The organism is Levilactobacillus suantsaii (assembly GCF_004115745.1).
Taxonomy (GTDB): Bacteria; Bacillota; Bacilli; order Lactobacillales; family Lactobacillaceae; genus Levilactobacillus; species Levilactobacillus suantsaii.
In genome coordinates, this window is sequence record NZ_QXIL01000020.1 from 1 (window position 1) to 24,410 (window position 24,410).

The 24,410-nt window shown below is 53.8% G+C and carries 23 protein-coding genes and 1 riboswitch; of the genes, 8 read left to right on the plus strand and 15 right to left on the minus strand.

Features of this window, described 5'->3' with window-relative positions; genetic code table 11:
• Positions 1–337: 337 nt before the first annotated feature.
• Positions 338–2,305, minus strand: coding sequence for a S9 family peptidase (locus DXH47_RS08810; protein ID WP_129032976.1), 1,968 nt, complete (start codon positions 2,303–2,305; stop codon positions 338–340).
• Positions 2,306–2,461: 156 nt separating this feature from the next.
• Between DXH47_RS08810 and DXH47_RS08815 the strand changes: the two genes are divergently transcribed.
• The gene (locus DXH47_RS08815; RefSeq protein ID WP_129032977.1) at positions 2,462–3,397 is read left to right on the plus strand and encodes a 2-dehydropantoate 2-reductase; all 936 of its coding nucleotides are present in this window, start codon (positions 2,462–2,464) and stop codon (positions 3,395–3,397) included.
• 175 nt (positions 3,398–3,572) lie between these two features.
• A complete protein-coding gene (locus DXH47_RS08820) occupies positions 3,573–3,848 on the plus strand; it encodes a hypothetical protein (RefSeq protein WP_129032978.1) in 276 nt (91 codons plus the stop codon).
• Positions 3,849–4,136: 288 nt separating this feature from the next.
• On the opposite strand, the gene spx is transcribed toward DXH47_RS08820, so the two are convergent.
• A complete protein-coding gene (gene spx, locus DXH47_RS08825) occupies positions 4,137–4,535 on the minus strand; it encodes a transcriptional regulator Spx (protein WP_129032979.1) in 399 nt (132 codons plus the stop codon).
• A gap of 1,135 nt (positions 4,536–5,670) precedes the next feature.
• Here spx and DXH47_RS08830 point away from each other — a divergent pair.
• Positions 5,671–7,263 (plus strand): bifunctional metallophosphatase/5'-nucleotidase, encoded by a 1,593-nt coding sequence (locus tag DXH47_RS08830; protein ID WP_129032980.1) that lies wholly within the window; start codon positions 5,671–5,673, stop codon positions 7,261–7,263.
• A gap of 75 nt (positions 7,264–7,338) precedes the next feature.
• On the opposite strand, the gene rny is transcribed toward DXH47_RS08830, so the two are convergent.
• From rny to DXH47_RS08845, 3 genes are all read right to left on the minus strand, one after another.
• Positions 7,339–8,943 carry a ribonuclease Y gene (gene rny / locus DXH47_RS08835; RefSeq protein WP_129032981.1) on the minus strand — a complete coding sequence of 535 codons (1,605 nt, stop codon included), beginning with the start codon at positions 8,941–8,943 and terminating at the stop codon, positions 7,339–7,341.
• A 96-nt stretch (positions 8,944–9,039) separates the two neighbouring features.
• Positions 9,040–9,729: a YoaK family protein gene (locus tag DXH47_RS08840; RefSeq protein WP_129032982.1), complete on the minus strand. Its 690-nt coding sequence runs from the start codon at positions 9,727–9,729 to the stop codon at positions 9,040–9,042.
• Positions 9,730–9,741: 12 nt separating this feature from the next.
• On the minus strand, positions 9,742–10,689 hold the full coding sequence (locus DXH47_RS08845) for an alpha/beta hydrolase (protein WP_129032983.1): 948 nt from the start codon (positions 10,687–10,689) through the stop codon (positions 9,742–9,744).
• Positions 10,690–10,908: 219 nt separating this feature from the next.
• Here DXH47_RS08845 and DXH47_RS08850 point away from each other — a divergent pair, with 219 nt between their 5' ends.
• From DXH47_RS08850 to DXH47_RS08870, 5 genes are all read left to right on the plus strand, one after another.
• Positions 10,909–12,732 carry a M3 family oligoendopeptidase gene (locus DXH47_RS08850; protein ID WP_129032984.1) on the plus strand — a complete coding sequence of 608 codons (1,824 nt, stop codon included), beginning with the start codon at positions 10,909–10,911 and terminating at the stop codon, positions 12,730–12,732.
• 62 nt (positions 12,733–12,794) lie between these two features.
• Entirely contained in the window at positions 12,795–13,217 is a 423-nt protein-coding gene (locus DXH47_RS08855; protein ID WP_129032985.1) for a helix-turn-helix domain-containing protein, read from the plus strand.
• 106 nt (positions 13,218–13,323) lie between these two features.
• Positions 13,324–14,175, plus strand: a complete 852-nt coding sequence (locus DXH47_RS08860; RefSeq protein ID WP_129032986.1) for an SAM-dependent methyltransferase — start codon at positions 13,324–13,326, stop codon at positions 14,173–14,175.
• 86 nt (positions 14,176–14,261) lie between these two features.
• A riboswitch (Fluoride riboswitch) is annotated at positions 14,262–14,316 on the plus strand.
• Positions 14,317–14,364: 48 nt separating this feature from the next.
• Positions 14,365–15,906: a MutS-related protein gene (locus tag DXH47_RS08865; RefSeq protein ID WP_129032987.1), complete on the plus strand. Its 1,542-nt coding sequence runs from the start codon at positions 14,365–14,367 to the stop codon at positions 15,904–15,906.
• Positions 15,907–16,082: 176 nt separating this feature from the next.
• Positions 16,083–17,399, plus strand: coding sequence for a MutS-related protein (locus DXH47_RS08870; RefSeq protein WP_129032988.1), 1,317 nt, complete (start codon positions 16,083–16,085; stop codon positions 17,397–17,399).
• Between the two features lie 70 nt (positions 17,400–17,469).
• On the opposite strand, the gene DXH47_RS08875 is transcribed toward DXH47_RS08870, so the two are convergent.
• The 10 genes from DXH47_RS08875 to DXH47_RS08920 all read right to left on the minus strand — a co-directional run bounded on the left by DXH47_RS08875 (position 17,470) and on the right by DXH47_RS08920 (position 24,327).
• Positions 17,470–17,772, minus strand: a complete 303-nt coding sequence (locus DXH47_RS08875; protein WP_129032989.1) for a hypothetical protein — start codon at positions 17,770–17,772, stop codon at positions 17,470–17,472.
• A 235-nt stretch (positions 17,773–18,007) separates the two neighbouring features.
• Positions 18,008–18,223 (minus strand): hypothetical protein, encoded by a 216-nt coding sequence (locus DXH47_RS08880; protein WP_129032990.1) that lies wholly within the window; start codon positions 18,221–18,223, stop codon positions 18,008–18,010.
• A gap of 25 nt (positions 18,224–18,248) precedes the next feature.
• Positions 18,249–19,022, minus strand: coding sequence for a CPBP family intramembrane glutamic endopeptidase (locus DXH47_RS08885; protein WP_129032991.1), 774 nt, complete (start codon positions 19,020–19,022; stop codon positions 18,249–18,251).
• Positions 19,023–19,177: 155 nt separating this feature from the next.
• Positions 19,178–19,954, minus strand: a complete 777-nt coding sequence (locus tag DXH47_RS08890) for a CPBP family intramembrane glutamic endopeptidase (RefSeq protein WP_129032992.1) — start codon at positions 19,952–19,954, stop codon at positions 19,178–19,180.
• 122 nt (positions 19,955–20,076) lie between these two features.
• Entirely contained in the window at positions 20,077–20,274 is a 198-nt protein-coding gene (locus DXH47_RS08895) for a hypothetical protein (RefSeq protein ID WP_129032993.1), read from the minus strand.
• Positions 20,275–20,653: 379 nt separating this feature from the next.
• A complete protein-coding gene (locus DXH47_RS08900; RefSeq protein WP_129032994.1) occupies positions 20,654–21,166 on the minus strand; it encodes a MerR family transcriptional regulator in 513 nt (170 codons plus the stop codon).
• A 15-nt stretch (positions 21,167–21,181) separates the two neighbouring features.
• The gene (locus DXH47_RS08905) at positions 21,182–22,012 is read right to left on the minus strand and encodes an SDR family NAD(P)-dependent oxidoreductase (RefSeq protein ID WP_129032995.1); all 831 of its coding nucleotides are present in this window, start codon (positions 22,010–22,012) and stop codon (positions 21,182–21,184) included.
• Between the two features lie 12 nt (positions 22,013–22,024).
• Complete coding sequence (locus DXH47_RS08910) at positions 22,025–22,531, minus strand: SRPBCC family protein (protein ID WP_129032996.1); 507 nt, start codon at positions 22,529–22,531, stop codon at positions 22,025–22,027.
• Positions 22,532–22,545: 14 nt separating this feature from the next.
• Positions 22,546–23,532, minus strand: coding sequence for a zinc-binding alcohol dehydrogenase family protein (locus DXH47_RS08915; protein ID WP_170954993.1), 987 nt, complete (start codon positions 23,530–23,532; stop codon positions 22,546–22,548).
• Positions 23,533–23,643: 111 nt separating this feature from the next.
• The gene (locus DXH47_RS08920) at positions 23,644–24,327 is read right to left on the minus strand and encodes an SDR family NAD(P)-dependent oxidoreductase (protein ID WP_170954994.1); all 684 of its coding nucleotides are present in this window, start codon (positions 24,325–24,327) and stop codon (positions 23,644–23,646) included.
• Positions 24,328–24,410 lie beyond the last annotated feature (83 nt).

A 24,410-nucleotide genomic window follows, 5' to 3' on the forward strand; every position in this document is an offset into this window, starting at 1 on the left:
CAAAGAGCTTTTCTCCGCTGCTTCCGCCGGTTAAGTTAAGTCCATAAAATATGAATATTAATGAAAATACTGATTTAATAGGATTTGTCGTGTGGCTAATTTGTTCTTGCAATTTGGGATTGTTTTTATTTTATGGGTTTTTGGATTATTGATTTATTACGCATTCACCACACCATCGCCCTAATTTCTAGCTGGCAACTCGCCTGAGAGACCTCGTCGGTATCCCGACTGAGGTCTCTTTTTGAGTTAATCCGGAATAAACCTTGCCCCATAAAAACCGGCCCCCACCACCAAACGATGATGAGAGCCGGTTTTATATTAATTCATCATAGTCAATTTAAGCTTGCCGCGTCGGGTGGGCCGTGAACCACTCATCCATATCAAGGATCCGGCGCATCTTTAAGCTGGGCAGCCCCGCTCGAGAAACGCCGTGGAAACTTTGCGGGTAGCGGATAAAGTCGGCGTCGACGCCAGCCTTCTTGACCGCCGTAAAGTATTCCTCGGATTGCGTGACGGGGCAGCGCATGTCCCATTCCCCGTGAAGCAAGCGAATCGGTGTGGTGACCTGCGGGGCGTAAGCCAACGGTGAGCGTTGCCAGAACGTGGCGACCCCGTCCTTATCGAACAAGTCGGGCCCCAGTTCCCGCGGGTTAAAGAAGAAGCCAATGTCACTGGTCCCATACAGGCTGATCCAGTTGGTCACGGGCCGTTGCGCCACCGCGGCAGCGAAGCGGTGATTATGCCCAATCGTCCATAAGGTCATAAAGCCCCCGTAAGAGCCCCCGGCAATGTACTGGCGGTCAGCGTCTAATTCGGGGAACTGCGCTAAAGCGGCATCGAGGCCACTCATGACATCGGTATAGTCCCCCTCGCCGTAATGTTCGTTGACCGCATTTTCGAAGTCCTGTCCGTAGCTGGTCAACCCCCGCGGGTTAACGAAGACCACGCCGTAACCGAGGCTGGCGTGGACCTGGAATTCATAGAAGAAGGTCTCACCGTAGTTAGCGTGCGGACCCCCGTGGACGTACAGTAGGACCGGTGTCTTCTTAGCTGACGTTTGCGCTGGTAAGTACCAACCCTCTAAGGCTTGACCATCGGCGGCTTGGTAGTCGAAATGTTGCGGTTGGGCATACTGGTGGCTCTCTTCGTAAGCCGCATTGGGATTGTAGATTGCCTGGGCTTCTTTTTGCGCCACGTCCACGACCTGGAGTTCACTGGGCCGGGTTTGCGCAGAGACTGCAAGCAAGACGTGGCCAGCGTCGATAACGTCGAAGTCCACGATCTCGTGCGCCTGGTCGTCCACTAATTGGTACCCTGCCACACTGCCCACGTAAAGTTGACTGTGAGCATGATAGGCCGCCGTAAAAGCCACCTGCTGGTCATCCAACCAACGCACCAGCTTGCCCCCGGGTTGTTGGGTCCAGTCGGCCGCAAATTCGGACGTGCAATCAGCTTCTAAGTCGGCGGTCAGATTGGTAAGTTTGCCCGTGGCCCGATCGGCAAAATACAGGTTGGCCACCGTTTGGGAGTCGAACTGGACATCACTGCCCACTAGCGCCACCGTGTTGCCATCAGGAGAAAGCGTCGCGTCAGCGAAAAGGCCGTGCTGCAAACTGACCGTCAAGTCCGTCTCGGTTCCCTGCGTGACGTCATAGCAGTAGGCGCCGTGTGCAAAGTTTTGATCGTCAGCCGGATCGTCATCGTGCAGGTAAGTCACCAGCCCCCCATCGGCACTGACCGAGGTCAACGTAAAGTCACTCGCCCGTTGGAAGATTTCTTCCACCACGCCGCTAGCCGGGACATAGCGGCGGAGACGATAGGTCACATGTAAGGGAAGCCAGCCGTAGCCGTCCGCCTTGTTGATCAGGCGTTCGACGTGCCGTGGCTGTGGAAAGGCTTCAGGACTAGGTAATTTCGGCCGTTCGGTAGTCGCCGTAGTCTTGAAATAGACACTTTGACCGTCCGCCGCAGCGATAACCGTATCGACAGCTTCACCCGGCGTGGCAATCGCCACCGCGTCACCACCCGTAACCGGGACTGCATAAAGTTGGGCGCCAGCATCGTCAACCTTCGCCGCATAAAAGACCGTGTCAGCAGTCACGGCCGGTTGGACGTTGAGGGGCCCCGTCGTGGCGACTACCTGCTGGTGACCGGCACGGTCGACGCTGTTGAGGTCTGCTCGGTACCCATCGCTTGCTTGATCCATGTGATTCTCAACAAAATAGAACCGGTCGTTAGCTGCCACCGGTTGCGAGAGCGCTTTTAACCGGAACAAATCCTGTGCTTGAACTCCTGTTGCTGTCATCCACATCGCTTCCCTTTTCTCATCGTTTTCTCACAAAAGTGATTAATCCTATCCTAGCTGTTCCCCCGAACCCTGTCAATCACTTCTTCAATTCGGGCCAGAACCTGCTACACTAGACATGAACACGTTTGTTCTATATAAGGAGGGTTTTCCATCATGAAAATTGCAATTGCGGGCGCCGGCGCCATGGGCAGTCGGTTTGGCGTTAAGCTTCAAAACGCCGGTAACGAGGTCACTTTAATCGACAACTGGGCCGACCACGTCCAGGCGATTCAGCAAAATGGCTTGACCATCACTCAAAACGGTCACGACACCGTGGTCCCGATGACCGCGGCCGCACCGCAGGACGTGACGACTCATTTTGACTTGATCATTCTCTTCACCAAGGCCATGCAAATGGACCAGATGCTACAGGACTTGAGCGCTCAATTGCGCCAGCACCCGATGATTTTGGTCTTAGCCAACGGAATTGGCAACGTTGAGACCATTGAACGGTACGTCCCCCAGGAAAACATCGTCGCTGGGACCACGGTCTGGTCTTCCAGCTTGACCGGTCCTGGCCACATCACCATCACGGGAACCGGTAGTATTGCCTTACAAGCCATGGTGCCCGACCAATTCCCCGATTTCAAACGACTCCTCACCACGCTCAATGACGCTGGCTTACACGCTAGTCCGGCCGATGATGTCCTGGCCGCTATCTGGAAAAAAGCCGGCTTGAACAGTGTCTTGAACACCTACTGCACCCTATTCGACTGCAATATCGCCCAGTTCGGCGCACTGCCAAACTGGCGAGCATTGACCGCCGCCGTGTTAAACGAATTCCAAGCCGTTGCCAGTGCCGCCAACGTTCACTTTGATGCCCAGGCGGATACCGAGTTGATTGCGGCGCAGTTCGCCCCCGACGTCAACGGGGACCATTACCCGTCGATGCACCAGGATATGGCCCACCGTCGGCCCACCGAAATCGATTTTTTGAACGGTTACGTGGCCCGCTTAGGTCAAGCCCTGCACGTGCCCGCACCGACCAACGCCCTTTTGACGCAATTGATCCACAGTCAAGAAGCCTTACGGGGAATTCCCACGGCCTGAAAATCAACCCCACGGAGCGTGGCCTAACCACTAGATATAGAAAAACATTTTAAAAACATCTATATCTAGTTGTGTTTTGGCCAGTTTCATCGTACCATAGACCTATACTGATTTTGGGTCGGCGTTAGGAGATCCGGATGCCCCTAACCGCCCGCACCCCAGGAGGGTCTTGCCAATGGACGTTATTCGAAGATCGCAAACCAACATGTATCCCAACAGTCTGACCGTGGAAACGCCCGCTGGAGCCCACGTAGCGTTTGATGCCGCTTTGATTCATCACGACCTCACGGCGCTGACCAATGACCCCACCGTAGTTCACCGCGTGGAAAGCCTCATCGTGGCCCAATTAGCTGGGTTCGACGTGGTTGCCACGGCTACCATTGAAGCCACTGTCATCTCGACGCTTACCCAGCTGGGCTACCCCCAAATGGCGCGCCAATACCAACGGTAAGGTGAGTCGCTGATGCTGGAACCAACTACTTAACTAATTTTTAACTGCGTCTCGCAGGACTCATAGTGTCGCCGCTTGTTACGTAAACCGTAATAAGTTGCTCACTATGAGTTTTTATTTCTCCTAAAGTCCGGTCCTGTGGCAACGGGCGTTATCACTAAATTGGCCGCAAAAAAGCCCGGCTAGCGTCACGAGCTGTGACGCCGCCGGGCTTTCATTACAAGTTATAAGACCATCCCTAGAAACACAAAATCGATCAGCACTCCCCCGAGGACTGATCGATTTAAATTAAGAGCTTAGTTGCGATTCTAAGTGGTGTAATTCGGCTGTCCGTACCTCACGGGGTAAGAAGCGACGAATTTCTTCTTCGTTGTAGCCGACTTCCAAACGCTTATCATCAAAGATGATTGGCCGCTTGATCAGGTCGGGATACTTCACAACTAAATCAACTAATTGGCTGACCGACAGACTATCAAGATCAACGTGGAGTTTCTTAAAGATATTTGACCACGTTGAGATAATGTCTTCGCTACCGTTTTCCGTGAGCCGCAAAATCTGCTTCACTTCAGTAGCATTCAATGGCTTGGACTTGATGTTGCGTTCTTGGAACGCGATATCGTGTTCTTTCAGCCATGCCCGGGCCTTACGGCTGGAGGCACTACTTGGTGCAATGTACAAATTGATCATAATCTCAGCACTTCCTTATCGTTGGATTGAGTTAACGATAGAAAACAACAATTGACTCATTTAGTTCCAGTCCAACAGTTCAGTGAACTATCTAGTAGAACCAACTTATATATTACCACAATTGAATGAATAATCAACCCTTTCTGAGAATTTTATCAATTATGGGTTCCCATACTTAGCAAGTTAGTTGGTCCAAACAACAATTCATTTGTCTGGAGATAACTACAATAATTATCCAGATAATCGCCGTCAATCCCCCGTTTATTTGAATATTGCAAAAATTCCAACTAATTTTTCTGGCTTACCATTTTTGAACTAGATGCGGGTAGATACTGGCATAATTATGAAAACCCTGACATTGAATAATTATCGATAATAAATGAATAATTATAGATAACCCCCTGGTATGAAGCGCTTTTAATCACCACACATCACTGAATATGTGGCTAAAAATTCGCAACACCCCTAAACTGGTTCAGGGAGGACCATCACTTAAGCCACCTCCGTAGAGTGCAAAAGTTTGGTTTAAATTATTCCTACTAGGTTTATTAGCGAGTCGTAGGTCCCATTACCTCCCCTTAAGCTACTAGTACATCCGTACCCCCACTTAAAATTTTCTTGCCCCTGCGAAAGTCTGATATCAGGGGCCGAACCAGACCCGCTAAACGACTGATTTGTCGCTCTTTTAGCGCCCCTAAGTTCCTTGATTTCACGAGCGGCCAACCGCTAAAACCCGCGGCCAGAGCCACATAATTCATCATTCGTCACATTTTCTTCACAATTTACGGGTATATTGGGACATGTAACTTATGATGAAGATGAATAAGTTAATTACTCCTCCAAAGTAATTGTACGCCGGACAGGGTCAGCTTCACTGATCTTCGGTGTGATGTAATCTATGCTTCAACAAGCCGACGGCTGATCAACTCCCTCGTGAAGTGGTCACCGCCTTTTTGTTTCCCAAAATTGCCCCGCTTCATGAGAAAGCTCTCATATTATTGAGAAATCGATACCAAAAATTTACAGTTTTGCCAAACTAGCTTATAATTTCTTTAACACGTTCCACACTTAGCGTTTTCTTGCCAGCACTGGCGGTGAACAAACGCCAGTTAGACGTAATTTGGAGGGTGACATGATGAAGCTAACAATTCTATCAACCAGCGATACACACGGGTACGTTTTTCCAACGAACTACGTTAAAAAAGGGAGCACCCAAGGGTTCGGGTTAGCCCGTGCTGCCACGGTGGTTGCGCGCGAACAGGCCGCAGCGGATGGCCCGGTCGTGACGATTGAAAATGGTGATTTCCTAGAAGGGTCACCCCTGGCCTATTATGTTGCCCGGGTCCAACCCCAACATGACCCCGCCCCCCTGATGGCCATTTATAACCAGATTCACTACGACTGTGGCATTCTGGGTAATCATGAATTCAACTACGGCCAGGACTACTTACAGGCCGCGATTCGTGATGCGAAGCGCCAAATTCTATGCGCCAATATTTTAGACCATAACGGAGACCCCGAATACGGGCAGCCCTACACGATTCTTGAGAAAGCTGGTCTCAAAATCGGGATTTTAGGGCTGACCACCCAGGCCGTCTATAAGTGGGAGAAAGCCACTAATATTAAGGGCCTGCAATTCGAGTCCGCCTTCCTGGCAGCTAAGAAGTACGTCCCTATCTTGCGACAAAAAGCCGACGTCGTGATTGTTAGTTACCATGGTGGTTTCGAACGCGACCTTGCGACCGGAAAACCCAATGATATTCACGTTGGCGAGAACGAAGCCTACCACATGATGGCAGAAATTCCCGGCATCGACGCCATGATCACCGGTCATCAACACCGACAAATCGCCACGGAACTCTTCGATGTGCCGACCACCCAACCCGGTTTCCGCGGCCAGGCTGTAGGTAAAATCACCCTGGACTTAAAACGGGACGCAACGGGCAAGGTCACCGTCATCAATCATGATTCCGAATTGATTTCCGCCACCAAGGCACCGTTAGACCACGACGTTATCAACGCGGCCGCCACCCTCAACACCCGCGTCGGCCGCTGGCTCGATCAGCCCTTGGGCCACATCAACGGCGATATGACCTTTACCGACCCCTTTGCGGCCCGACTACGGGAGACACCCTACATCGAATTCATCCAACAAGTTCAAATGGCCACCATGGGCGCCGATATCTCCGCAACGGCGCTGTTTAGCGATGAAGCATTGGGCTTTGAGAACCCGATTACCATGCGTAACATCATGACCAATTACGTCTACCCTAACGGATTATCACTCCTAAACATTACCGGGGCCGACCTCAAAGGCGCCCTTGAAGTCTCCGCGCGCTACTTCACCATTTTAAACGGCCAAATAGCGGTCAACCCGGCGTTTATTCACCCTAAACGCCGCCAGTACAATTACGATATGTACGAAGGCGTCCACTACAAACTCAACATCGCCCAACCCGTGGGCCAACGTGTCGAAGAGTTGACCTATCACGGCCAGCCCGTACGTGCGGACCAACAACTCCGCATCGTGTTGAACCAGTACCGTGCCGTGGGTGGCGGCCACTATAGTATGTATGAAGCCAGTAAAATCGTGGCCGAGAGTCAAAGCCCGATGAGTGAACTGATTGCTGACTACTTACAGGCCCACCCCACGGTCGACGCAACCACAAACGATAACTTCAGTGTGGTCAACGAGCCCCATCCAACCAACGATGAGAATCACACTTAAAGGCTAATAAAAGGCCCCCCGAAACACCGCTTGATAACGATGTTTCGGAGGGCCTTTTCGCTTATCCAGCACGTCTTACGACGCGTTGGCAGCGCGTTTACGTTTCTTCTTCTTTTTTCGGTCATCACCAATGTATTCGACGGCGGTCAACTTGCGAATCGTGGTGACCTTGATCTTGCCGGGATAGGTCAATTGGGCTTCGACCTTCTTCGCCACTTCTTTAGTCAGGTTGGCGGCTGCATTATCGTCCAAGGTCTGTGGGTTCACCATAATCCGTAACTCGCGACCGGCTTGAATGGCATAGCTTTCCGTTACGCCGTCTTCATCGGTGGCAATCTTTTCTAAGGCTCGCAGACGGTTGATGTAATCCTCAACGGACTCACTCCGCGCCCCTGGCCGGGCCCCGGAAACCGAATCAGAAGCTGCGACTAAAGCGGAAATCGGTGACGTCTTCTCCACGTCACCGTGGTGCGCCGCAATCGCATTGATTACGACCGGATCCTCGCCATATTTCTCAGCGAATTCGACCCCAATCTCCACGTGAGTGCCCTCGACTTCATGGTCGACAGCTTTCCCCAAATCATGCAGGAGACCGGCTCGGCGCGCCAGACGGGTATTGTACCCCAATCGTGCGGCCATGGCCCCGGTCAACTGAGCGACCTCAATCGAGTGTTGCAAGACGTTCTGGCCGTAACTGGTCCGGTACTTCAACCGGCCTAATAATTTCATCAAATCCGGGTGCATCCAGCCAACGTGCAAGCGACTGACCGCCTGTTCTCCGGTCTCCCAGAGGCTGTGGTTAACGTCACGTTGGGCGTTTTCGACCTGTGTTTCGATCTGGTTGGCCGAGATGCGCCGACTGGCTACCAGGTTGGTGATGGCTGTCCGGGCGACTTCTCTGCGAATTGGATCATGCGTACTGATGAACAACGTGGTGTTGTCATCGGGCACGAAAATCAGGTCGGTCCCGGTCAGTGTTTCGAGCAAGCGAATATGCTGGCCCTCACGGCCGATGATCTTACTACGCACCTCACCGTTCGGTACCGTGACCGTGTGCTCCAAGTGTTCCTTAGGCAGGTCTTGCGGCCCGGACTGAGTGGCCGGTAAGACCACGTCCTTGGCCCAGCGCTCGGCGTTAGCTTCGGCGTTGTCTCCCTGGGCTTTGATTTCGATATCACGGTCGCGCTTTAAAGCCGCTTCCGTTCGTTTCAAGACTTCCGCTTGGGCCGTTTCCACGTCCATGCCAGCTCGATCAATCAGCGTCGTCGTGCGCTGTTCGCGCAAAGCGGCCGCCTGATCACGGAGGTCATGGATAGCGTGACGGTGTTGCTGGTTGACTTGACTACGTTGGTCGAGCATGGTGGTTTGGTCCTCCAAACGGACGGCCATGTCGTCTAAAAGGTGTTCCCGTTGTTGACGGCGCTGTTCACGCGCCGCAATGTCATTTTGTTGTTCGGTCAATTCGTCTTTGACGGATTGCTGATAAGCTAGGGTCTCTCGTCGACTCTGCGCCTGCAACTGTTCAATCTGCTGCTTGGTTTTAGCCGTGGCTTGGGCAATGACGTCTCTGGCTTGCGCCTGGACTGCCAGTAACTCCTGCCGGTGTTGATGCCGCCGAACGAGGTAACCCAGTACCAGCCCAATCACTAATAGACCGATAATCAATCCGGTTACTAACAATTTGAATTACTCCTTAATTTGACTCCCGGTAGTCACCGGGTGGGTTGGTCAGGTTTCTCGTTAATTATACGCCACTTTAAGGGACAACCCAACTGTTCAATTTCCGGATACGGCCTGCGCACGTGGTAGGAACAACCAGGCTAACAAAGCCGTTTTGACCCCACTAGCGACCCAGAGGACGGTAAAATCCGCGACTTGCGCCAATAACGCGCCGCTGCCACAGCCCACCAAAAAAATGGCAAGCACTAATAGTAAGCGCCCTTGGTGCTGTAACGCAGTGTGGTCGTGGTCGACCCAGGAACGATACGTCGCCGTGGCCAGGTTTTTGGTGTTGCCCGTCATGATGCCGTTGTTGATGGCGATGCCGCCAACCTCGCGAAAAACGGTCAGTTCGTAGCCGGCGACCACGCCCAACGCAAAGATCAACCACAGCGTAGGGAGCATTTTTTGTAAACCGGCTAACCCAAAATACACGACCACGTCGATGGCCATCAGCGCACGTAACTGGCGCCGGGAATCTCCCCGCCCCAGGCGTTCACTCAATCCCTGGGCGCCAAAGCAACCCAGAAAGTACCCGATAAAGACCGGAACGTTGACCCAGGCCGCTGACCAGCCGTGCAACACGAATTTGACCATCAGCACCACCAGGGTACCACCGGTCTGCGCACTCACGAACACGGCACCATGATTCAAAAAGGTCTCGGCATCGACCATCCCCATCACCAGGGTCGCCCCAAGGGTCAGAATCGTCAACGTTAATGGCCGCCATTGGGACTTCGACGACATGTCACCACTCCCTTACTTAGGCATCTTCGCCTCGAGGAACTTCTTGACCGTCGATTGATACAACTTCGGATTATGACTCAATGATGCGGCGTGTTTGGCACCCGGCACCACTAACAATTGCTTCGGTCCCGCATCAGCGCGGTACACTTTGTAGACCATCTTGGTCGGCACGAAGGTATCGGCGCCCCCGTGGATAAAGAGCATTGGTTTATGGTTCTTCTTAACGGCGCTGACTGAATCGGCGTCCTTAAAGCTAAAGTGCGCCCGCAACTTGACCACCTCATTGGTCATCGGGACCAGCGGCCAGTACGGCAGGTTATACATTTGCTTGGCCTGGTAACGAATTTCATCGTCCGCCGTGGTGTAGCCACAGTCTTCGATATACGCCTTGACCTGACTCGGCGTCTTCAGTCCACTAGTGATCATGGTCGTGGCCCCACCCATGGAGACCCCGAATAATACAATCTGGGACTTTTTACCTTGCCGGGCAATGACTTGATTGATCCATTTTAAGTAATCGCGACTTTCGTAGTACCCGTAGCTCATGGCTTTTCCACCACTGTGGCCCTGGGCCCGGTCATCGGGAACCAACACATTATACCCCAAATTATGGAACATGCCGGCATAGCCGCCCATTTGTTCCTTGCTTGAAGCGAAGCCGTGGACTAACACGACCGTGCGCTTAGTGGCCTTAGCCGCCGGAATATAATTGGCGTCGAGCTTGAACTTTGCGTCCGCCGCCGTTTCGGTCCAGTGGTACTTCTTGACCGTCTTGTACCAGTGCTTCTGCTGGTACAAAGGATCCTTCTTGGTCAGTGCGGTCGGGCTGGAAATGAAACTCTTCTTGCCCCGCGCCACGGTCATGTTATAAAAGTAAAAACTGGCCCCTACTAGTGCAACCAGCACCAGGGCGACCAAAATTCCGCCGGCAATCAGCCAACGTTTTAACACCTTATTCAACTCATTTTCCTCCTTTTTGCCTAGAGATAGTATACGGGGTTTCGCAATTCAGCGCAATTTTTCTAGAAATTTTGCTATAATATAGCCAACTTCGCTTGCTAACTTAGCGGGTGATCAAACGGTGAGTGACTGGGCATGTAACCCCTTGCGATTTTAGCGCCACGCACCGCGCAAAAAAATTTGCATCTATCCACACCATAAAGGAGGAATTCAGTCGTTATGACCTATTCATTGACTTGGGATTTAGACACCCTCTTTCCCGGCGGCATCCATTCACCGGCACTCCAGGCAAAAATCACCTGGATCAAAACGACGACCGCCACGACAGGCGACCTCCTCGACCGCTGGGACGTCACCAGTGACGCCCCGGCCTTTCAGCAATTCAAGAAGCTGATCACCCAGCTGCAAAAAGTGGCGGCTGGTCTCGACCAGGCTAGTCTCTTCGTGACCGCGATTGGGTCAGCAGATATCGCTAATCCCGCCGTGGCCCCGTTAACCAACCAGCTGCAAACCCTCGATACGCAACTCCAGGCCGTAAGCGACAAACTCAAGAAGGTCCTGGTCCAGGTGCCGGACGATCAGTTCACGCAACTTTGCGCCCAACCCCAGCTCAAGTCGATTGCCTTTACCCTCACCGAGATGCGCGACGCCGGTAAGGAACTGCTCGATGACAAGACCGAAGCCCTGATTGGTCAACTCAACCTTGATGGTAAAGCCGCTTGGAGTGCCCATTACGATTCACTGGTGGCCACGGTCAACGTGCCGTTCCACCGACCAGACGGCACCCCCGTGACCTTATCGGCGGGTCAAGCCGATAACACGTTACTGGGACACGCCGATGCACAGTACCGTGCGGACCTATTGCCGGCTTGGGAACAGGCCTGGACCGACAAAGAACAGCTTTTTGCCGACACGTTGAACCATTTAGCTGGATTTCGGCTGACAGAATACCGAGCTCACGGTGTCCGCGATTTCATGCGTGCTCCGCTCAAGGACAACCGGATGAGTGCCGCTACACTCAAGTCTATCTGGCGGGTCGTGGCCGACAACAAGCAGGTCCTGCTCAATTACTTGGATCGCAAGGCAGCTCTGTTGGGTAAACGCCATGCCGGGTGGCAAGACGTCGAAGCGCCATTGACGATTCCCGGTGCCAAGCAACGCCAATTTAGTTTCGACCAAGCCGCGGCCTTTATCATTCAACATTACGGGGAATTCTCACCTAAGATGGCAGCCCTAGCCAAAAAGGCCTTCACCAATCGGTGGATCGAAGCCGAAGACCGCCCGGGCAAAGCGCCCGGCGGCTGGATGGAAAGTGCCCCGGAGACCAACGAATCCCGTATCTTCATGACCTTCACCGGCTCCCCCAACGACGTGGCCACTTTGGCTCACGAACTGGGCCACGCCTTTCATTCCAGCGTCTTAGCCGACCTCCCTTATTTTCGTCAGAACTACGCTATGAACGTCGCTGAAACGGCCTCCACCTTTGGCGAACTGATCGTTGCCGATGCCAACGTGCGCGCCGCGACCAGTCCGGCAGAAAAAATCACCTTGCTGAACGCCAAACTGACCAATCCGGTAGCCATGTTCCTAAACATTCGCGCCCGCTTCTTATTTGAACCCCGCTTTTACCAACTACGCCAACAAAAACTGGTCACGCCGGCGGAACTCAACGAACTGATGCTCAATGCCCAAAAGGAAGCCTTTGGCCACGACCTGTCGACCTATTCACCCCACCTCTGGGCCAGCAAATTACACTTCTACATTGATGATTTATCCTTCTATAACTTTCCTTATGTCTTCGGCTATTTATTCAGTCTTGGTATTTATGCGCGGGCCCAACAAAGCGATAACTTCGAGGACCAATACATCGCCCTGTTACGGGACACGGCCAACCTGTCAACCGAAGACTTGGCCCAAAAACACCTGGGTGTCGACTTGACCCAACCCGACTTCTGGTTGGCTGGCGTGGACTTGATCAAAAAAGACGTTGCCGAATTCATGCGGCTGACTGACCCACTGGTGCACCCAACGACCCCGGCTTAAGCCCACGCTTCGTGGTATAATGGAAGTAATGATAACCGGATTTTAGAAAAGTGGGTGAGCATATGTTTCCGGAACGACTTCGGGCCTTACGCCGTGGGCAACACATTACCTTGGAACAATTAGCAACGGCTTTAAATCAACACACCACAACGGACCACGCCGAGCATCTCAATACCGCCTCACAGATTGGCAATTGGGAACGGGGCGTACGGACGCCTTCCTTCGTTGAGGTCCGCAAATTGGCGGAATTCTTCGATGTGACCATGGACTACCTCGCCGGTAAAACCGAACGGGACGCCTACGACTTGAGTCGGCTGTTTCTATCCGGCAAGCAATTGAGCTTTAACCGCGAAGTTCTGAGTGGCCAGGACCGTTACGAAATCTACCAACTAATTGACGGCTACCTGCACGGGAAGGAACAACGACCTGACCGACCAGCGTCAAATCAACAGGAGGAGTTGGACCTCCACCTCGATGACCATTAAATTTTCTACCACACACCGTAACGTGGCCTAAGAGTCTGGGTATGACCACCCAGGCCCTTTTGTGACGGCCAAATTTTGACTCGAATTCTAGAAGGAGGCTTTTTTCGTGAACCCACGTAAACTCAAAAAATTAAAAAAGAACTTTCGCCATCAGCCGTTACCGCAACAAAAAACGGCCTATATGGACCGGATGATGGGGTACTACAAACAATTCAACGACTACCCGGCCATCAAAATCCTCATTAGTAACGTCCTTTTAGCCGACCGGATGTTGGCCGCAGGCGATTTACCGCAACAATTGCCCTTACTTCAACTACCAGACGACAGTGAAGACCAGATTTATCAGCACTTGAACCAGCAGTACCCGGCCGGCGACCCCACCGGCGATAAAATCTGGGACCAATTAATAGACGCCTTACCCCACCTGGACCACGACTTACGGTCCTTTCGCGACTACTTAGAGACCCACTATGGCATGTGGGCCTACACCTCCCGACCGTTTATCGCCGATTTAGCCGACTTCGTAGGTGACCGCGCCGTTCTGGAAGTCATGGCCGGCAATGGCTACATCTCCAAAGGCCTGCGCGATGCCCATAAAACGGTCTACGCCACCGATAGTCAGGCTTGGACCAAAGAAAATGAGACCGGCAAGCACCCGGTCACGCCCATCGAACCCTTGACGGCTCTGGACGCCTTCCACAAATACCAGGACCAAGTCGGCGTCGTGGTGATGTCTTGGTCCCCTGACGGTCTTCCCCTCGACTGGGAACTTCTCCAGGCGATTCGCCAAGCCGATACCACCGTGGACTTCGTGGTCCTAGGCGAACCCCATGGCGCCACCGGGTCTAAAACATTCTGGGACCACGCTCAATTCACCGAGAACGCCGCGTCCCGGCACCTCAATCGACACTACACCGCTATCGATCTAATCAAGGACCACGTTTACCTAGTCCACTAAGTGTCAGTCGGTTGATTAACTGGCCTGGCGTAAACCAAGCCGTTACCTTTACTTTTAGCCCCTTACCGCCTACACTGGGAACTGATTTCAGGTCAAGTGATGGCGTTCACTTCAACCATAACTGATGACGCCTACTAAGAACTCCGGTTCTTAGTAGGCGTTTTTTGTTTTTCCAAGGGAGGAACTTGCATGTTCAATAGCCTATTATTCTTAGATTACCAGCAACAACCACCCCAAATCGCCGCCGACGCGGACTTTTTAAACGACTTGCACCTAGACCAACTACTGGGCACCGTCCGGCAACAGCTCGCCGCCCCCATCGCCGCAACACTCTTACAACCTCTAAGTAATCGCGCTGAAATCGCCTATCGCCAGCAGGTTTTCACCGACCTGCACCAGCCGGCTATTCGTGAGGCGCTAGCCACGTTTGCCACGACCATGCACCGGTTGGATGCTCAGCGGATTCACCTGCCCCACCTGTTTTCCGCCGAATCGCGCTGGATCAATCTGGTCGCGGTCCTAGGCGATACGGAAGACGCGCTGACCCAATTAACCACTAGCTTGCAAGCTCACTCGCTCACTTCACAAGCACTGCTGGGGCTGCGTACCGCTCTCCAGGCTTACGCGCAGGACCCGGGTACTCGGACGCGATTAGCCGCCATCGCTCAGGCCAAGGTGGCCGTGACCAACCTGACTTACCGACTCGAGTTTCACGGTCGCAAAGTTACCGTCAGCGCACCGCCGAAGGCCCAAGCGACCCTCAGTGACCAACTCGCACAAACTTTTCAAGCCGTGATGCAGAGTCCCCAAGACCTGAAACGCGACATCCAGCTCAAGGAGCCGGAACCCGTGGGCCGCTTGAACAACCTGCAGATCAGCGTGGTCAACCAGCTGGTCAAGCTCTACCCGGCAGAGTTTGCGGTCCTGCAAAAGTTCGAACACGCCTATGGTAGCTATCAACCGACACTATTTCAGCGTGTGGCCCAGGAAGCCACCTTTTACCTCGGCTGGTGGCAACTCGAAGATCGGATTCAAAAGGCGTTACACGTCAACTTCTGTTTGCCGACCATAATCACCAGTGGCCCGGAAAGCGCCACGGCCAGTTTTGATTTCGACCTGGCCCACAACCTACTTACCACTTCGGACGCCGAACTGGTGACCAATGACTTTCGTTTGGCACCGACCGAACAGTTCCTGATTATTTCGGGACCAAATCAAGGTGGCAAGACCACTTACGCCCGGATGGTCGGCGAGCTGGTCTACCTCTGCCGGTTGGGCATCCCCATCCCCGGTACCCAGGCGACTTTCAAGGTGCGGCCGAAATTGGCGACCCACTTTGACCGTCAAGAATCTAGTCAGCCGTTGACCGGCCTTTTGGCTAATGATATCGACCGGATCCACCAGATCATCCAGGCCGCGGTCCCGGGCGAACTGGTCATCATGAATGAATTGTTTTCCTCGACCGCGACGCAAGACGCCGAAGCCCTGGCCACACAAGTACTCCAACGCTTAACGGCTAAGCAAGCCATCGGCATCTACGTGACCTTCCTCAGCAGTTTGGCGGACTTTCCGGGGACCGTCAGCATGATGAGTCAGGTCACTTCTGACAGTCGCCGGACCTATAAAGTGGTCCGCCAAGCCATCGACGACCACGCCTACGCGACCGTTTTGTTAGCCCGTTATCAATTGACCCAATCCGACCTTGAAGGGGGGACTAAACATGCGCGTTAATCTCATTACGTCTTACGACCATCTGGTGGACCAAGCCCCCGCTACAGTTCAGCAACAGGCGATGCTCGCCGACCTCGTTACTGGCTCAAGGTGACGACCGTGTAGCGCAGATCCTCATCAGTGAGTGGTGCCACCCGCTTCTCGACGAATCCGAACTAGCCTACCGCCAAGCCGCGGTGGCTGACGCCTTAGCCGACCCGACCTGGAGCACCCAGCTTTACCAGTTGGCCAGTGCCACGCTCGACAAAATTCAACGGGACAACTGGAGCTTTCCTGACGGGTCCGCCACCTACCAACTCTATAGTCAATCCAACACCCTAGAGACCTATCTCAACGGCATCGCCAGCCTGACGCAGGTGGCTTTTCACGGGAAATCCCCAGCGGGCAAGACCTTTACCGGCCAGCTCAAACGTCTCTTTTCTCCGGACAAGTTAGCCGCCATGCACCAGGTGGTCGCTGCCTGCCGCCAAAGTGACGGGTACAGCTATCCGGTCGCGTTGAGTGCCGACCTCGGCAGTACGCCAGCCGACCTCGACTTTCACCCAAATGGCAATAAGCTGACCCAGTTGGGCCGGCACCTCTTAGCCAATCACCACAACCGCGAGACCTTCGAGGTCCCCGACCGGGACGACAACGCGGCCAGCGCCATCAGTCACGATGAGAACGTCGCCGCCCAATCGGCCGCCACGATTCTGACCAACGTGACCCGCGAATTCACCACCTTTTTCAAACAACTTCGTTACCAGAGTGGCTTTCTAGTGGCCGTCACCACTTACAAAAATCTCCTCGGGGCCGACCAGCTACTGACCAACTTGATTTTTGAACCGGCGACCACCATCATCGGCCTTAAAAATAGTCAGTTATTGTTGAAGACCGACCTCGACCACCCCGTCGTGGCCAACGACTTGCGGGCCACGCCCCACCAACTGATGTTAATCAGCGGCGCGAACCAGGGCGGCAAGACCACCTTCTTACGGGCCTTGGGGCAAGCTCAGGTCATGGGCCAAGCCGGGTTCCCGGTGCCGGCCGAGCGTTTCGCCGTCCCCGCCTACCGCGCGGTCTTCACCCACTTCCGACGTGAGGAAGACCAGACCACCCACCACGGCAAGCTCGATGAAGAACTGGTCCGCATGCAGGGCATCGTCAAGGCCTTGAGTGCGCCGAGCCTTCTCTTGATGAACGAATCGTTCTCGTCCACTAACGAACACGAGGGCGCCATCCTCAACGAGCAAATCATTCGCGGACTCTTGAGCCAAAACCAGACTATCTGTGCGGTGACCCACCAGTACGAACTGGGGCAACGCCTCACGACACTGACCCCCGCCCCACTGTTCTTGCGGGCGCAACGGCTCAGTGACGGCGACCGGACTTTCAAACTAGTGCCCGGACAACCACGTTTGACCAGTTATGGGTTGGACATTTTCAAACGAGTCTTTCAACCCGACACGCCCAGCAACGTCACGTCAACCGTGACACCCGCCAAACAAGCCTAACTAAAATAGTGGTCGCAAGCACCGTTACCGCTGCCTGCAACCACTTTTATTTTAACTTGATTTAATTGCGTTATGACGCGACTGGTGCTTTGGACCGCGGCAACTTACCGCGCCAAATCCAGCCATCCGTATTGTGTTGTGCGCCCTGTAACCGGTAGACCGGCGTCCCTAATTGGTGACGCCTCGCCGGATAATAAGCCACCATCGTCGCCGACCCGTCTTGACCGTAATGGATCCGGAGACGATTAACGCTTGGCGCCGAACTTGCCGGTGCCACGTGTGGCCGGCGTCTACCGGTCGCACTGGCAACGGCCGCGTAGACGCCCGATAAACTTAATCCTAGTAACATCCCCGCCTTTAAAAACTTATGCATGGTTCTAATTCCCCTCTACGTTAACTCGCTGACATGGTGGGCCCCTTATCCCAACATTCAGTCGTGGCGCGATTTGCGCGTCGTTCATTCACCGTGTTTTACTCTCCCTAATCTCAGTCTAGCACAAAATTTATCGTCCGCGGGCCCATCTAAAAAATTCTCTGGGTTTCCCGCTTTAATCGTAGTGTGACGTGCAGATTTCGTTTATTTTCTGCGTTGAAACGCCGGCCCAATTTCACCGGGCCGCTAGCACGCACAAGGCTCCCACGCCACCCACTAAAATGATGATCATCACCAAATACAGCCCCAACGCGACCTTCAGATTGATCGGTTGCCGGGGCGAACTGGCGAGGGCTGCGCCACGATGACTCGTGGTCGCCACCCCGTTGACCGTCAGGGCCACGGTCAAGACCGCCGCCCCCAAAATCACGAAGAAATACGCCCAGCGCATGGACATCCCTCCCTTTAGCCGGTGGTTAACCGTGATGACTGATTGCCGTCAACGGCCAGGTCAAAGTCGCCTGTTTGTCCGGCCGCAATAACACTAGCGCCGTCACCACGTAGATAATGGCTAAGCCCGTGCCCACGGTTACCGACGTGGTGGGTCGCGTGTCCACCACCACGCCCGTCAGCAACAGCACACCTAAATCGTGCGTAAAGTGCCACAGAATCGGCCAGAGTAAGGCCCGCGTGCGTAGGTAAATGGCCGCGAGTAACAGCCCCATCGCCCAGGCATTGGCGCCTTGAAGTAGGGTCAGTGCCAGGGGTTGGTGGACCCAATTGATCAGGTGAAAGCTCCCGAAAATCAAGCCACTCCCAACCACGGCCGCCAGCAAATGGTGCGGCAAGGCCCGCATCAACAGCGTCAATACCACCCCACGGAAAAAGTACTCTTCAAAAACGGCCACGCATCCCGCCACAATCAACGCCAACCTCACCGGCATGGCAAAGGGGTGAAACCAGTTTTGCGCCATGCCCAACAGGTCTAACCAAGTCAACGCCATCACCAAAAGGGGCACGGCATTCAAGCGGACCTGTTGCCCCAGCGGTAATTCCGAACGGAAAAAGACGGGGACCTGCAACCACTCCAGGTTGAGTCCCACCATCATGACCAACAAGATTCCGTCCTGTAACACGACGTCCGTAGGATCTGCGAGCTGCCGGAGGTGCCCCAGCAGACCTAGCCCAAGCATCACGACCACCGATAAGGCGCAGACCCCGCTCAGATGCAACACAGCTTTACCTTGCATCAGCTAACGCCCCCTAGCTATGGCCCTAGTATACCGAGTCTATGAGTTCAATTGTCCCGCGGTTACCCGGTTCGTTCGACCAGTGAGCGAAATAGCTACGCTGAGACGGCACTAAAAAAGCCCGGCCAATGACGACCGGACTGCCAAAATTAAAGTTAAGCTTTACCCACAAAGTTGGCCTGCACTTGGGTCAGGCGCGCCCGTCGTAATAACCAGGCGGCCACAGCCAGATAGACCACGGCCATTACCGCAATCACGGCGGCCTTGTTGGTCGGTCCCACGGTCGTTGGCGTCAGTCCCATGATCAAAAAAGCCACGAAATCGTTGAACGCGTGGGCCAGAATCGGCCAGAGTAAACTGCGGGTCCGCAGATAGACCGCGGCGAACAGCGCGCCCAGCGCAAAGGCGTTGAGCATTTGAATCAGGGGCAGCCCCAAATCCTGGTGGGTCAAATTGATCAGGTGTAACGCCCCGAACAAGAGACTACTCAGTCCCACGGCGCCCCAAATTTGAGGCCCCGTGGTGGGGTGAAATAACCGCAAACACAGGCCCAGAGTCAACCCGCGAAAAAGGTACTCTTCACAGCACCCCACCAAAATGGCAATTCCGAGCGCCACGCCCACCGGCATGGCCCATAACCCCGCGGCGCCGATTTCGGCGGCCCCCAAGGCTAAAATCACCATCCAGATGACCGGTAAGGTGTTGACCCGGAACTGGTTCGCTAAAGTTAACGGCGACCGGAAGAATACCGGGACCCGCAGCCACCAGTGATTCACCGCGAGTAAAACCACCAATAAACCTCCATCTTGGACCACCAAGCGGCCCAAAGGCGCCAGGCCACCCCAACGACCACCCCAGGCTAACCCCCAGATCAAGGCCAGCGCGAGCACGATTAACCCAATCAATTGACCACCAACACGTCGTAATTGCATCGTCACATTCCCTTCCGTCCACAACTCAGTGAGTCTAGTTAACCTGACCCACCACGGTTGGGACCACAAGTCTCATACGCCTAGTGTACCGATATTAATGACCCGACGCAAAGGGAAAGCCGTCAGTGCAACAAATTGGGATGCCCCAAGACCAAGCACAGGCCCATCCCCAAAATAAAGTTGCCCACGACGACCGTATAAATGGCTTGGGTCACGCCACTCCCCCGCGAGCGCACGCCCCCGATTCGTTGGCCGACCAAGTGGAGCGCCACTAGAACTTCGATTCCCAACATCAAGAGTGGTAATCCCCGACTTAACATCTTGCTCATCCCCCGTTTTCTTTCTATTACGAGGGAACAATTAAGCGGGTGAGTCATTTAACCACCGGTTGCGCCTGGTCACCACCGTAACCAATACACTATCAGCAAATAAAAAACGGTCAGTGAAGATTGCTCTTCACTGACCGTTTTTGGTAGCCGTTAGGCAAGCCTAACGGGACTCATTTTGGAATCCACATTCCCGCAGAATCTGCACGTCACAATCCGGTGACATCTGTGCCCTACCGATCAAAATTTCACCTAGCCGCTTGCGCGGACGCGATTGGCAAGCCAACAACGCGTGATTTCTCGACTCATCGCATAGCAATACCCTACCATATCACGCCATGAAATGCAAGGTATCGTGGGAGAAAGCACCACCTCAGTGAGTGCCCCGGTTGCGATAATCTTTCACATTTGCGAAGTGTTCACGTTCAGCTAATTGATTCTCCGCCGTTAAATGGTCACTATACTCCTGCGCTAAGTCGGGAACCACCTCATTGGTCCCAGGGACGAAGTGGATGCTTTCGGTCCCGGCATCCACGGCCGTCTTGTAATACCATTCCTTGAATTTCAAATAGGTCATGGTATCCTCCAGATCCGCAATCTGTTGCTGGAGGGCTTGCCGATGGTCTTCCAATAACCGGTACCGTTTGGTCAGGGTACTATCACCTTCCAAGCGATACGCGATGAATTTGGAAATGTCGGCGACCGACACCCCCGCATTCTTCAAGCAGACGATGGTCCGCATCAGATGGATATCATTTTCGGTAAAAGCGCGACGACCACTCGCGTTTCGCTGAATAAAAGGGAGTAAACCCGCTTTATCGTAATAGCGAATCGTGTCGATGGTGACCCCCAGCTTCCGGGAGACCTCCCCAATACTGTAGCTCATGATTGGCCCCCTTCACTAATCGTCGGTAGCTAACGAAATATCCTGCCGACTCTTGATTTCCGTGACCAGTTGCGTCAAATTCTTAAGGCCACCCTCATACGCGAACTGGCCCAATGGCAGGTGTTGCGGAAGCGGGTCAGCTTGGGTGACCTGGTCATAAATGGCCTGGGCGATCTTTTGCGGGGCACCCGGGGCATCGTGGACTGAATCCGCAACGTGTTCGACCGACTCGCTAAACTGTTGATAGTCCGCTAAGGTTGGCACTGCCTTGGCCGATGAGCGTCCTGACCAATCCGTCCTAGCGCCGCTCGGTTCAACGGCCATGACCTGAATCCCCAGGTCGGCCACTTCTTGACGTAAGGTATCGGTGTAGCCTTCAACCGCGTACTTCGTGGCACTGTAGAAGCCCATCGTTGGTAACGTCGTTAGCGCCAACGCCGATGACAGGTTAACGATGACGCCCGCCTTTTGGGCCCGCATCAGGGGGAGGACCGCCTTAGTCATGGCAGCTAAGCCAAAGACGTTGACCTCAAACATGTGCCGGACTTGTTGCATATCGCTTTCTTCAATCGTTGCGAAATAGCCCAGCCCAGCGTTGTTCACCAACACGTCGACCGTACCAAACTTTTGCTGGGCCACTTGAACGGCGCGTTCAACGTCAGCGGGCTGCGTGACGTCCACCAACACCTTTTCCACGTGAGCCGCCGTAAATTGGTCTAAATAATCCAAATCCTGGGTCTTCCGTGCGGTCGCGACTAAATTCGTGTCGGGTTGTTGCGCGACGATCGTGGCCAAGGCCTTGCCGAAGCCACTGGACGTTCCCGTAATTAACCAAGTTTTTGCCATTGAAACCCCTCCTTAATTTTGACGAGCTGCTTTAACTAAGCCATCTAACCACTTTTGGTGGCCATTCAGCATCGGGTTCGGATCCTGTTGCGCCAACTCCGCCGCGGGCTTCCCGATTTGTGATTCCTGGGTCAACAACCGGATACGGCCATCCGCCAATTTTTCAATCAAGAAGGCGTGGTAAACGTCGAACTGGGTGTCGGCGTCCCCATTTTGCCAACCGTGCCAAGCCAACCGGGCGACCTGACCATCGTATGGCGCAACTAATTCCATGACTTGCGCATCGATGGGGAAGCCAAAGGTGTCAAAGTGGAACGTTTCCGCAAAGTGCAGGTTCGAATCACTTTTATCACTTAATTCGATGTTAGTCGCGTTATCGTAATACGTTTCCCACTTGGACGTATCCACTAAGTTAGCCCAAACATCCGCTAAAGTGATGCCCGTTGCGATGACCTCGTTGGACACAAAGTTGTCCGTCTTACCTGGTAAAAATTCTGTAGACCAATTAATTGAATTCATAATTTGTTCTCCTTTTAGTTGTGTGCTGTGTTCTCGACGACTAACTTCCCCACCATATGGTGGTCACGCAAGTCAGCGTGGGCTTGTTTCAGGGTTGCGGCCGTGATTGGTGCTTGAATCGTCTGGGTCCGTGTCGATTTGATGTGCCCGCTTGCTAGCAGATCAGCCAGCCAAGCCAATGATTGCCCCTGGCTCGCCATTCGGTCATGGTAGCCACTCTTGGTAAACATTAACTCCCAGTCAAAACTCAACGACTTGGGTTGTAATTTCATGATATCGATCGGTTGGGCGGTGCTGGTGATGTTCACCAGATGGCCAAACGGCCGGACCAGCTCAACCAACTCATCAAAATACTGCCCCGTGTCGATTAGGTTAAGACTACTGTCGATAGTGAGGCCGAATTGCTTCACCTGGGACACTAATGATTGGTGATAATCCACCACGTGGTCGACGCCATGGGCCTTCAGCCACGCAAAGTTGCGCGGACTACTGGTCGCAATCACCGTCAGCCCCACGTAATGGGCCAACTGGGTCAAAATAGACCCCACGCCGCCAGCGCCGTTGATCACCAAGATAGTATGTCCCACGTTGGCTCCCGGTGCCGGCGTATACGACAATTTTTCAAATAAGATTTCCGCCGCCGTTAACCAGGTCAGCGGGAGTGCCGCCAGATCCGCAAAGTCTAACGCCGGCGCACGGGCCACTAAACGTTCATCAACCAATTGCTGATCCGCATAACTGCCGTTACGCGTCGTGGTCCCAGCGTAAAACACTCGGTCGTTGACCTTAAACTTTGTGACGTCCGGTCCGACACCAACGACGATTCCCGCCGCATCGTACCCGCGAATCTGCGCGGCTGCGGTATGGGCCGTGGTCTTAATATCGACGGGATTGATTGAGATGGCCTTAACTTGAACCAAAACGTCTCTTCCGCTCGCCACCAAGTTCGCTAGCGGCACATCCGTTAGGCCGACCGTATCATTTCCAACAACTGAATTCACTTCATTGCCCCCCCTTCTCATTTGAGGATGAGGCTAGCATATATCCTGGAGTCGACTCCAGGACAAGCTAAATCTACAATTTTTTTAATTTAAATTTGGTTAACGTCATTTTTACCCGTTGGATCGGTCAAATTCGGAGCCCCCCACGTGTTCCGGGTAAAAGATTTCACCCTGGTCACGTTGCTGGTAGAGTGTCCAGTAGGCGGTGGCGACTTTGGCCGCCTGCATCTCTGGGGAACTGTCGATGATGCCTTGAATCGTGACCAGCCCCACGAACACGTCTTTCGGAGCCAACTCCTCGTGTAACGTCGCCACGTAACTGCGTTGCGCCGCTTTGGTCAGCGACAGGATCGACGCCTTGTTCGATGGCCGCACCGAAGCGCCCCCACCGGTAAACAAGATGGCCCGCGGTCCGCGCGTGGCGGTCTGGGTCAAAAACAGCCGGGCGGCGTAAATCCCACTCAAGACATTAGTCTTAAAGCTCGCTTGAATGGTCGCCAAATCACTCGACAGGGCGTTATCCAGGTGTTTATTACCCACGTTATAAATCAAAGTGGTCAAGTCTGGCGTCTTCCGAGTCACCTTTTGAAACAAGTCCTGGACCGCCAGGTAATCGTCGACGTCACAGGCGTAGCCGCTGGCCGTTACGCCGTCCTGCTGTAAGGCTTGCACCGCGGCTTTGACCTTTGCGGCATCCCGCGCAACTACAATAATACCCTGGTCGTGGGCCCCGAATTGCCGGGCGACCTCGAAACCGACGCCACTGGCGCCGCCTAAAATCATGGTTGTCGTCATATTTTGGTCCCTCCTTGCGGCCATGATACCACTTCGATTTCGTTCTGACTGTTTTGACAGCGCGCCGTATAATGGAGGTAGTG